6 protein-coding genes and 1 pseudogene are annotated in these 12190 nt (G+C 56.3%); all 7 read right to left on the reverse strand.

Annotated elements, in window-relative coordinates; genetic code table 11:
• Nucleotides 1-5639 (reverse strand): hypothetical protein (locus DWY57_RS20360; RefSeq protein ID WP_119962345.1); only part of this gene is annotated, 5639 nt, incomplete at its 3' end.
• 25 nt (nt 5640-5664) lie between these two features.
• Nucleotides 5665-5853: a hypothetical protein gene (locus tag DWY57_RS20365; RefSeq protein WP_007562482.1), complete on the reverse strand. Its 189-nt coding sequence runs from the start codon at nt 5851-5853 to the stop codon at nt 5665-5667.
• Nucleotides 5854-5855: 2 nt separating this feature from the next.
• Complete coding sequence (locus tag DWY57_RS20370) at nt 5856-6575, reverse strand: hypothetical protein (RefSeq protein ID WP_007571287.1); 720 nt, start codon at nt 6573-6575, stop codon at nt 5856-5858.
• The gene (locus DWY57_RS20375) at nt 6572-6859 is read right to left on the reverse strand and encodes a hypothetical protein (RefSeq protein WP_005798244.1); all 288 of its coding nucleotides are present in this window, start codon (nt 6857-6859) and stop codon (nt 6572-6574) included. Before DWY57_RS20375 ends, DWY57_RS20370 begins: the two co-directional genes overlap by 4 nt.
• 13 nt (nt 6860-6872) lie before the next feature.
• Nucleotides 6873-10853 (reverse strand): hypothetical protein, encoded by a 3981-nt coding sequence (locus tag DWY57_RS20380; RefSeq protein WP_117892723.1) that lies wholly within the window; start codon nt 10851-10853, stop codon nt 6873-6875.
• A gap of 21 nt (nt 10854-10874) precedes the next feature.
• Nucleotides 10875-11339 (reverse strand): hypothetical protein, encoded by a 465-nt coding sequence (locus DWY57_RS20385; RefSeq protein WP_005798248.1) that lies wholly within the window; start codon nt 11337-11339, stop codon nt 10875-10877.
• A 1-nt stretch (nt 11340) separates the two neighbouring features.
• A pseudogene (locus DWY57_RS20390) lies at nt 11341-12190 on the reverse strand (NAD-glutamate dehydrogenase); the annotation flags it as partial.

The raw sequence follows: 12190 nt of genomic DNA on the forward strand, positions 1-12190 counted from the left end.
ACCACGCAGTCAAACTCTGCCGTGTTCAGAATGGAGAAATGCAGGGCTGTAGCACGTTCCGGAACGTCTGCTATCAGATACATGCCGGCTTCAAATTTCAAGCCGATGGTCGGCACCACAATACTCTTCAGGATGTTTCCCTCCGCATCAGCAAACACACTGCCGATAAGCCCTGTTCCTGGAACGCTCGGGAAGCGGACACGTCTGTAACCCGACACGTCCACTTTGCACACGGAATAAGCCTTGTCCGTCGTATAGGATTCCATCAGCGTGGGCTTGCCGCTCATGATCTTGCGTTCACCCAGCCAGCCGCCCTGTGTCTCCTTGATGGCATCCAGTGTCAGTACCGTCGCCTCAGGCACCGGGGGCATTTCGTCCTCCGGATAACTGCTGTAGCAGGCGTACTTCTTGTTGTTCAAATAATCGTTGATGCCTTTGCTCCAGTAAAACGGCTCATACATCATCCAGTCTCCCTCGCTGCCGTCCAGCTTCGCCACCGTGCAATCGTTCATATCCTCCGCATCGGCATAGAAGTTCGAGCTTTCGTCATGCAGGGGGAAATAGGTCATCTCCCCGTCCGGGTTGTTCACTTCCACCTGCTGCCCGGCTATCTCCACCTTCCGGCTCGTGGGCATCCTGGTCACCTTGGCCAATACGCGGTGGCGCTTGGACAGGATGGCATTCACATGCCCGCTCATTTTGTACGTATTGCCGAATTTGTACCCCGTCTTGTTGTCCAGGTTCGAAACATTGGCATCGTCGGCCACACTGTCGTCAAACTCAATCATCGTATAGGGCGGCTGCTTGATGGTCAGTTCCGGATAACGGGCGGCATACTTCTCCAGTTCCTCATCAGCCAGATACTTCGTCAGGGTCAGCTTGCCCCTCAGTCCCGAATGCCGGTCATCCACGGCACCCGTCTGCGTATACGTTCCGTAGTCGTAATACTTCTTCAGCAGGGTTCCGTCGTCTTCCCGGTCTATCTCCAGCACGAAGCGTTCCAGCTTGCCGCTGCCGTTCAGTCTGGCCTGGTGAAGGCGTTCCAGCATAGCGAACCCGTCGATGCCGGGGCAGTTGGTGTAGCGGTAGCCCCGCACATTATTGATGCCTTCCAGTATCAGGCCACTGTCGGACAGCTTGGTCAGATATTCCAGGAACAGTTCCTCAATCGTGTCCGGCAGGCATAACTGCACAACGGGCGCACCGGTGGCCAGTTTCACACGGGTCAGCCCCGTACCCCTCACGTCCAGTTTCTTCAGGCGGCCCTGCCAGCTCAAGTCCAAAGTAGCCACATTGCCGTTGTCCCCGTTCCGGGCCAGCCGGTTGTTCCGTATGTTCACTTCTTCCAGAAGCAGCATGCCGTTCGTCGAAGCCATGAACGAGCCATTCCGGTAACCGCTGGCTTTCTCCACGCTCATGTCGAGTTTTACCAGTGAGGTCAGCAGACCGAAGTTGAAGCCGATTGCGAACGCATCCTCATGCCAAACCAGTTCCTTGACTTTCGCCGCACCGATGATCTTCAACGGGTCATTTTCACCGAAGGCACGGGTCAGCTGCAACGAGTGGAGCACGTCCGCATCCACCACGCCGCTGTCGGCCTGCACGCCGTTGCTGGTGGAAAGCTGCACACGGTACGGAATGGTCAGACGGTACTGCATCGGTTTCAGCGTGTAGGCCTTGTCCAGCGATGCCGTACTCTGGTAGAACTGGGCACCCAGCGTGGATACATAGCCGTACTCCACCTGCTTCAGGTCATACCGGCGTTGGATGAAGTAGTTTCGGTGTGCTTTCAACGAACCCTTCAGACCGTAGATTTGCGGATAGGTCTGTTTGGCTCCGTCCGCACCCACCGGCATTTCGTTCAGGAACGGATAGATGTATTTGAAGATGCCGGACTTGTTATAGAGGCGCGAGCACCACTTCTTCATCTGTTCGGTATCGAAATGGTCAATGGCTTTCTGGATACTGAAGGCACTCATGAAGCTTGCGCCCCCGTTCCATCCGCTCACCATAATCTCCACAATCATGTCCCAGCAATTGGCCACGATGAGGTTCCACAGCCACGAGTTATGACCCTGCATCACATAAGCCCCGTCGCGCTTCGTCTGGCGGTTGTCGTCATACTTCCCGGTCAGGAACGACTTGTTGTCAGAACCGAGCTGGCAGTCGCCGTCATAATAGTCAATCAACCATTTCACACCGTCCCATGTGCGGATAAGCATGTTCTTCGCAAGCTGGTCCACGCCGAGGTTGAACTGCACGTACAGATAGTAGGCAATCAGGTGGGGAAGGTCGAAATACTTCGATGCCTCTTTCCTGAACGTATCGCTCTGCCACTTGGCGGTAGGGAACTTGTCGCCGTCGTCCTCATAGTCCACCCCCTCGAACGAATGGGATTCCGTGCTGTAAACCATGTTCCTGCCCGCAGGCGTTTCCTTTACGCACCGGTAGACGAAACTCATCATGCGGTCGGTGGCCTTGTACATCTTGTCGTACTTGTCACCGGTACCGAGGTGGTCTTTCAGGTTCGGTTCTTCCTCCGCGTCACCGCCTCCGTCCGACCAGAAGGTATCTTTCGGATGATTAAATTCCAGTCCTCCGTCAAAGTTGTAGTCCATGAAATCCTTATGCTCCGGTTCGGTACTCGGCAACCAGTGGAACAGGCACAGCGGATTGGAGTTGTTCAGCGTCTCGAAGCAGACGGGCAGGTACTGCTTGTGTCCTTCCTCGTCGGCTTCCAGGTAGTTCAGCGTGTCGCCCTCGCCCCATTTCTCGCCGCCGATGGTCTCATCCTGCCCGAAGATGGGGTAGCTGTCGCTCTTCTCGTTGTTCATGTTGTACTGGCCGTAATAGGTCAGGTCTTCGTCGGCACTCTTCGCTACGAACAGGTCGCACGGCAGGCCGTCGATGGCCGAACGGTAATCGTCCTTCAGCCCATGGTCTTTGGCGTAACGCTGGGCAGGCGTAAGCAGCCCCATCTCTTTCAGTCCGTCATTGATAAGCTTCGCACCTCCGGTATTGGTGGTCATGGACGAGTCCGAGAAGTCGCATTTGGAACATGCCAGCTTCGCGCCTACCGAGTTCCTGCGTAACTTGAAGAGATTTTTTTTGCCGGTAGTTACCACCGGATTCTTCTGCCTGCCGTTTCCGTCAATCTCCCCGTAGCTCAATGTAACCGTCCAGCCGCTTGCCGTCTTCTGGAAGTAGAAACGGAAGTTCTTTCTGGCATAGTTCACGGAAGAAGTACCCTGAATACGGACATATACGTTGGTAAGGATAAAGTCAAGCGTCCTGTCCTCTCCGTTATAGAAACGGACCTCCCTTACCAGTTTGTTGGCCTTCTTGTCGTTCAGCTGGGCCAGTGCATCCACCACGTTCAGCGTGTCGCTGTCGCTCGGAACCTCACTGCCCACGCTGCCCGTGCCTATCAGTACCAGGATCGAGTTCCGGCGCTTCTTCATCAGCCCCATCAGCTTCTCCATGCTCACCGTATCTCCTTCATTCAGCACGCGGTTGTCCTCATCCAGTGAGCGCACGCCCGGTTCCCCGTCGGCATCCTCCAGGTGGTTGCGGTCCACGATGTAGTTGTTCAGCACCTCGTCCGAGGTCAGCGCCTTGTTATAGATACGCACGCTCTTCACGTTCAGGTCGGCACCCGCCGACTTAAATTCCAACTGGCTCTGAATGTCAAAATTCACCTTGTCGAGCCACTTGGAAGCAGCCGACTCTTCACCGTTCACATAGAAACCGATCAGCGTGCGCTGTTCGTTGGTCTGCACGTTCGGATAGAACACGTAGGTAATGCGGATATTCGTACCCGGCTGGAACTTGGTACCCACCGAGTCTTCATAGCGCAGCATCTGTCCGGCATCCATCGCCTCGGTCACCACACCGGTCAGGAACTTGGCCTCTTCCGGAGTCACAATCAGCCCGTACCGGTTGCCGTTGTCCAGCTGCCCCAGGCAGGTGATCAGCTCGGCATCCGTATCCGTCACGTTGGCCGTGCTGTATTCTATCTCCAGCGTCATGCCCACGTCACGGATGGCAAATCCCTCGGGCTTGTCCGCCTCGTTGAAGGGGCGGTAACCGCCGTCAGCGGTCAGGGTCATACCTGCACCACCGGCCAGCAGCAGGCGGTCCTTGTGCCAGCCGCTACCGGCACCATATTCGTTCACGCTCCACAGCACGTCCCGGAACTCCATACGCTTGTCACCGCTCACCCAGCTTGCCGGGTTGTTTTCCGTGTTGCTTCGCCCGAAGGCGTCAAACGTACACACGGCATCCGGTGCCAGCGTGGCTTCAATGTCCGGGTGCGATGTGGTGTTCACCTGCACCTCAAGCACGGCATCGCCGCATGACACACGGTAGTCCAACGGTTCCACGTTCACGTTCGTCCGTCCGTAGCTGCCGGTCTCACCGCGTTGCAGCAGGTCTTCCTTCACCACGCTGCCCCGGTCGGTCACTTTCACACGGGCCGTGTACGCATCGCGGTCATAGCCGGCATACGTGAAGTTCCATGCCGTGAACTGCTCTGCCTCCAGCACCGGGTGTTTCCAGTCACGCTGGAACCCCGCTGCCCGGTGGCTGAACATCAGGCCGGCATACGCTGTCACACCTCCGCCTGCCTTCAGCAGCGTAATGTAATGCACCCGGCTCACCACACCGGAGTTCTCATGCTGCGCGTAGGCTTCCACCACGTTCGTACCCTCCTGCATCTGTGTCAGGGGGATGGTCACGTTCTTCTGCTGCACACCGCTGCCGGCCGAAAGACCGAGGGTAAAGGCCTGTCCGCCGTTCACGCGGTAGTAGATGTTCTTCTCACCGCTCGTGCCCTTGGCAGTAAAGGGGATGTTCACGTCATTTTTATATCCCCCGTCGGCCAGCCCGTTGCCCGCCGAGTAGGTGGTCTCCAGCTCCATGGCCACCATGGTCACCTTGGCCGTGGCCGTCTTCATCAGCGTGCCGTCCTGGTAAGTTGCCTGCGCTTCCACCTGTACGGTATAGGCAGTGGCATCCTTCAGGTAGGGCGAAGCGTCAAAGGTATAGCTCTGTCCGGCTGTAACGCCCACAAACTCCGCATCCCGGAACTCACTGATGACGGTCGAACCGCGTTTCACGATCACGCGGGCTTTCAGGTCGCTGTAGCCGTCCACCGTACCGCCACCGGCAGTGCCCACACCTACGGAGTATTTCACCACAAAGCCGCTGCCCAGTGCCAGATACTGCGAGGCGGGAAGTCCCGCACCGCCGCTGTCCGTCAGGTCGATGTTCACCACCACCTTGTCATCGTCCGTGTACTTGGAAAAGCGCACTTCCTTCGAGCTCTCGCCGCCCTGGTTGTCCTTCTGCTTGACGGTCATCACGTACTGGGTGCCGTCCTCGCTGTCCTGCACATCCACGTCCGTCACCGTACCCACCATCGCATCGAACACCGTTCCGGATGTAGGAGGTTTCGTCTCGCCGCTCACCAGTTCCTCGGTAGGGGTACGGTTTGACAGTTCCTTCTTCAGGAACGCTTCGATGTCATCGCCTGCATAGGCATGATAGGTGCCGTCCGGCTGTTTCTGATTCCATGGTGTTTCAAGATTCATCGGATGCTCGGTCGCGTTGATGATTCCGCTTATTTTCCTTTTTGCCATAATACTGTCCTTTTATAATAATCATTCATTTATCAGTTTTACTGCTACCGTTCCATGCGTCCGATCCGTTCCACGGCTCGTCGCCTTTCCAGTATCCAAGTCCGAAACAGCTGCTTATCGCAGACCACACCAGTCTTGCCCCGGCATAGACAGCCGACAGGGCACGTTTCCCCACATACGCAGCCGTTATTTCCTTACCGCCTATGGTTATCATCGTCAATCCTCCTCATAAATCAGATACAGCGTATTCGCATCCTTGTCCTGCAGCGCCTCGTAAGCTTCCCCGCTCATCACCTCATGCCGGTAGGCCAGCAGTCTCAGGCTGCCGCCTGTTCCGGTATATACGGCATCACCCAGCAGGTAGAGCTTGTCCGGCAGGATGGCTGTCCGGTCCGCATTCATGAATATGCCGGCAGGAGGCACACCCGCCACATCCCAGTCCCCGTACAGGGTGGAGTCCATGTGGTAGGCGAACTTCCCGGCATCCGCTACATACACTACGCTGCCGCCCGGTTTGGTACTCTTGTCAGGTAAAACGTTGCCTGTTTCCATCCATGAGGAAAAGCGTGCGGTAGCCCCGCCGATGGCTGCTGCCGTAGTCTGTTCCACCTTGGCAGCGGCGTTTTCTGCCTTGGCTGCCGCTTCGTTGGCCTTGGTGGCCGCTTCCGTGGCGGCCTGGGTCTTTTCCTCCAGTCCGGCTACGGCTCCTTCCGCTTTCTTGGCGGCAGCCTCGGCACGGGCGGCGGCATCGCTCGCAGGCTTCCCTATCAGTTCCAGGGGGACGTTCACCATCTTGCCGTCCTTCTCCCCGGGCAGTGATTTCACACCGCTCAGCGAGGTGACGGTCTCCAAGTCCTCCACGCCGGTAGAACTCTGGAGTACACGGTCCAGCACTTCCTGAACCAGTTCTTCTTGTGTCATTTCTGCCATACTCATTCGTTTTTATCGGTTTCTGACCCGCCCAGGATTTCGTTCAGGGCATCTATCACATTGGGAAGACAATAGCGTTCCACCGCCATGTGTATCATCCCGGTTTCCTCATCGCTGAACTCGGTCTCGCCGGTACTCTCGAAAATCTTGAACGCAAGCCGATGGGCCTTGATGCCACTGACACGCGTATACAGCAAATCGGCTATCTGCTCACGTGCATCGAAAACCTCCCTCGTCTGACGGGTTATTCCGGTGGGAACGCTGAAATTCCTGAAATCTAACTTTTTCATATATATCTGTTTTTTAGGATGAATGATTCAATATCTGGTAACGGAATCCGTCCGCTTTTGTAATAAGTACCGTTACGGAGTCCCCGGATGCCATCTCGTAGTTTTGCAAATCTTCATTGTGGTTATAGATACCTTTTAGTATGATATTCTTTGAACCGGGTCTGACCCTGAACGTGACAATGGCTGCAAAATCGGTAGGCAAGTAACTCATGCCGAACTTGTATGCCACAGAACTTTCCGACGGCAGCGTAACCTCTACCTTACTGTAGTTGGGTTCATTGTAATACATCAAAATGATATTGTGTTGTGAGAAATCCACCGTGTAGTTTCCACTTCCGAAGGTAAGCAGCTTGGCTTTCGTATTGATAAACGCCGGGGCAAGTAATGCCGCATTGCTGCTGATACCGTAGTTCTTCGTACCGCCGGTAACATCTATAAACAATCCATAGTTCGCTTGGTCGAAGCCGTAATTCCCGTATATATTGGGGGCTGAGTTCACGATACGACCGACAGCGGTAAAAGCTCCTCCTGCAGAAGACGGTATCACATCATCACCGAACATCACATATCCTTTGCTGCCGCCGACACGGAAAAAATCATCATAAATGGCAAGACCGCCACCGCTCCCGTGAGAGTCGGCCACAGAACCGATACGGCCGTTCCCTATCTCAAAGCCGCCGATTTTCCCTTTGCTGCTGTCTATCTCTCCGGTAAACTTACCGTTGGTCGTTTCAATGCTGCCGTCTTCCAGTATCTTGAAGTTGCCGTTAGCCGTTACCAGTCCCTCCAGCTGTATATGGTCGGCTGTCAGCTTGATTTTGCTCACGGTATTTCCGTACTCGTCCTCTTCCTCCACGCTCACCCCGATAAGGGCAATCTTTCCTGTATTGTCCTGCGCATACAGACCGGAACCTTCAGGCTTTATGACAAGCCCCGTCTCTTTCAGCGCATTACCGTCCTTGTCGAAGACCGCCGCTGAAATCTTTACCAGCCGGTCGCTCTGTTCGAACAGTGTACGGTACTTATAGGCCAGTGCGTCCGCCTTGTTGGTGCTGAACACCAGCAGCGAAATGTAAATCACGCCCGTAAACGACAGCTTGAAGTCGCCAGTGCCGTTCCAAAGTCCGTCCAACGTGAACATCTTCTCACCGCCAACGGGCAGGTCCTCTTCATGGCCGAACATGTTGAAGTTCTCAAACCCGGTCTTATCAGCGTTCACAAATTCTATTTTCAACCTTCCGGCCTTGATAACCTGGTAGCTGAACGACAGATACACCACGCCGGGCACCCGTTCGCCCTGGCTGTTCGTCTGCCGGTACTCCGGTACCAGCCGGAAGTCCTCCAGTTTCTGCATGATATAGCTGTTCCGGATATAGGCATAAGGCACCTTGCCTTCGGTCCGTATCTCGGCATGGCCGTCCGGCTTCGTACCGTAAGGACCGCCGTTCGCCCAGATCCAGCGTCCGCCCAGGGTGAACAGCGTAGCCTTGCTGCCCGTCTTCCATTTGTCCATGCCGTCGGCAAAACTGCTGTTGTCCAGATAACTCTGTTCTTCGCGTATTTCCTTGCGCAAGCTTTCCACGGCTGAATGGATTTTCCCCTCGGTTATCTCAAACCGCGTCAGGATGTCCTCGCCCGTCATCAACACGAACGTACCCTTCAGCCACACGTTGTCGGCATACAGGCCGTTTCCTTTCGGCTGTTTGTCTGCCGGGAAAGCGCTGCTCCTGATGCCGTCCAGCTTACCCAGCCGGCAACGAAGGCAGCCGTTGAAGTTCTTGGCCTTCACACCGTCCAGAATGTCGATACGGGGCTGCCCGTCCTCCGTGGCCGCAATGGATATAAGGTTCTGCCGGAGCGGGTTTTCGGTGTTGCCCATCAGCACGCACTCATCGCCTGCCTCCGGCTTCACCCCGCCAAACTCGCTTACCGGGACCAGCACACCGCCGGCTATCACCGAAGCCACCTCCACCCAGTATGCTTTTAGTTTCTTACCACCCGTAACCGCACAGCGCATCAGGTCATGGGCCACAAAGCCCGATTCCTGCTCAAACACGATGCGGTAGTTGTCGCCCTGCTTCACCACGTCCTTGATCTTGCCGTTGGCAGCGGACACCACCAGCTGGCCGCACACGCTGCGCACCTTCTCGATCAGCAGTTCCAGCGCCACCAGGCTTTGCCGGGCAGTCACTTTGTCCACCGTCAGGTTTGTCAGTCCGGTCAGCTGGTCAATCCACAGCTGCCAGCCCTCACCGGTCAGCCCGTCCACAAACTCCGTGCTGCGCAGCAGTTCGCGGATCACGGCAGTCAAGTATTCGGCATTGCCCTCACCATCCACGATGCCGCAGGGCTTGCCGCCAGCAGCCTCGCCAAAGCTCACACCCTTCAGGAAGCGGATGGACTCTTTGGCTGTGTCCGGCTGGTTCTTGCTCAGGAACTCTTTCTGGCTGCGCCGGGCGGAAAACAGGTTGTTGTCCGTGGGCAGCGTCTTGTCCCAGCTTCGTATGATGTCCGGAAGGGCAGCGCCTTCCGTCTTTGATTTCGTATAGCTTTTCAGCGCACCGATGCTGTCCGTCACCTTGTCGAACTTGCCCACCTGCAGCGCATCGCTTATCTCGATGTCCATCTGCCCGGGTTCGTTCACCTTGCGGCTGATCTTGGTGATACGGCTCTGACGGTAGCCTTTTTCCGGGAAATACTTCCGGCTCTCCAGCTTCACCCGTCTGCCCACAAACAGGTCTATGCCGTGCTCCTCGATGTATACCGGGTCTGTCGGGGCTTTGTAGGCGGCAATGTCCAGCCAGTGGTCCCGGTTGTACTCGTCCACCGCAACCGCAAACTCCTCTTCGGCCAGCCGGTAATACTCATCCGGCATCCGGATATTCCACAGGATATAGGTGTCGCCTGCTCGGGGCACCAGCTTGCCGCCCGGCAGCTGGGTGTCGTCATCGTAGGGCCAGATGGTGATCAGTTCGAATTCACGTGCCGCGCTGTCGTAGTTCACCTCAAAATAGTGGTCGTCACTCTCCCCGAGTCCGGCCAGGTCGCCTGTCTGGAACGACACACGTTTTGTCTCACCCGCCAGCTCGTACAGGTTGGGGTCAAAGTCCAGTTCCCCGTCCCGGAAATAATAGACGGTGAATTTGTTTCCTTCATCGTCTGCCACCTCCTCGCTGCGAACCGAGCTCACCGTACCGACCCGACGGGGGAAGATGCCGCTGAAAGCATCCTGCTCGTAATGGTCATAGATGCCATATTCCTCCACGCCCTGCTCGATGTACTTCCTGCCGCCGGGAAGCATCAGACGCGGGCTGCCGTATTTCTCCGCATCGATGTTGCGGGTCGAGCCTACCGGGAACAGGCGCGTATAGAATTTGGCCGTGTTGCTCGTATCTCTTTCCAGGGAGGTCAGCCCCTTGCCATAGCCAAGGGTGATTTCTTCCCCGTGTTCGCAGCGGCACACGTTCACAGTCTGCCCCTCAACCCACCATTCCACCTTGCCGCCTGCCTTTTCCGCGATGGCTTTCAGCGCTTCGTCGCAGTACATCCCCTCGTAGTCTATCGTGATCAGCTCCGTACCTTCCACCGTACCCGTCTTCCAGTCAGTAATGTGGCCCATGCCGTTATTGATAGCCTTCACCACCATCGCCACATGCTCGCGGGGCGTGGCCGTCAGGGTAAACAGGGGGTTGGTGTCCCCGTCCGTCGTCTCCAGCACCAGGAACCGCTTGATCAGGCTCTCGATACCGTACAGCTTCAGGTTATACTCCCATTCACCATCGCTCACCTGCTTCGGCGTGTAGCGTTCTGTCAGCCAGTACCGTTCGCCCAGATAGTCCGTGTAGTCGTTCACGTCCAGGGGCAGGAAGGCATAATAGCTGAACGACAGGGAAAGCACATTGTCTCCCTGAACCTCCTTGCTTTGCGTCGAGCTGTCGTTCACGGCCACATCCGCACGCTTGGTTCCGGCTTTATCATATATCGTTAGAAGCATATTCTAATAGCGTTTGAATGGTTATATAATCGGTTTCGGTTCCCGGAACTTTACCCGGAACTTTCCGGCATGCACACCTTCCGTCCACAGATAGGTCAGCGGGGTGAACTTCGTACAGTCGGCATACTTCACCCGCAGCTGCAGATCCAGCTGGGGGAAACGGATCTCCAGCCAGCCGTCCTTCCCTTGCTTCAGGAAATTCACAAAGGCAAAGTACTGCTTCATCCAGCCTGCCTGGGTCTTGTTGTAAAGCGCAAAATGCAGCGTCACGTCACGCGCTTCATTCCGTGGGGTCAGCACGGGGCTGTATTTTTCCCCGTGCTCTTCCCGTATGTCCACAGCCGTATCCTTCTTGGCCTTGCTCGGGGTCAGGATGGCCGTCAGGTTCTCCATGCCCCCGCGCCGGTCTTCCACCAGGAACACGCCGTATTCCGTCCAGATGTCCGTGCCGTTCACCAGCACCAGTCCGCTCAGTATATTGCCCATATCACTTCACTTTTAGTCCGTCACGTATCATTTTCTTTATCACTTCCTTCAGTTCGCCCAGGTGTCCGGCGCTCACACCGGTGTTCTCGGCTATCCGGGCCAGATGCCCTTCAGCCGTGTCCATCTTCTCCACCACGCTTTCCAGCCGGTCGTCCATGCTGCTCCAGTGCTGCAGCCCGCCGGTGAACATGCCCTCCAGCTTCGTGCCCTGGTCCTGCGTCATGGCCGTAAAGCCGCCCGCTTTCGCACTTTGGCTCGTACCGCCCTGCTGCGTCTTGTCATAACCGGTGGCTGCCGCCAGGTTGTCACGCAGGGCAAGGGCTTCATCCATATACTGCATGTACTCTTCCATCAGCGCGTTCCGTTCCGCCTCGGTCAGTTCGTTGTCCTCCATGGCCTTGCCGAACTTCTCCCACCAGCCTTTCAGTTTGTCGCTGTACATCTCACCGATCTTGTTGCTCAGCATCGCCCGCATGAAGTACTCGGATATATCCTCCGCCGCATCCTTGGCACCGTACTTCATGTTCATCAGGTTGTCGATGAAGCTGCTGTACATACCGTCGAACGAAATGCCCGTCAGCCCTTCATACAGCTGGTCGGTCAGTTCCTCCAGCTTGCCGGCCTGGTCTATGTAGTCATCCAGTTTCTCGGTCAGTCGCCCGCCATAGCCTCCCTTACCGGTATTCTGGATTTGCGTCCACATATCCACGTTGCTGCGCAGTGCCTTCATTTCCTCCGGGCTCAGGCTCCACAGGTTCCCGTCCCACCGGCGGCCGATCTGTCCGCTCAGTTTGTCTATCTGTGCCTGGTTGAAACCGCCCCAGTAGTAGTTCCAGCTGTGGTGACTTCCG

This window comes from Bacteroides sp. AF25-5LB (assembly GCF_003602965.1).
GTDB lineage: Bacteria > Bacteroidota > Bacteroidia > Bacteroidales > Bacteroidaceae > Bacteroides > Bacteroides uniformis.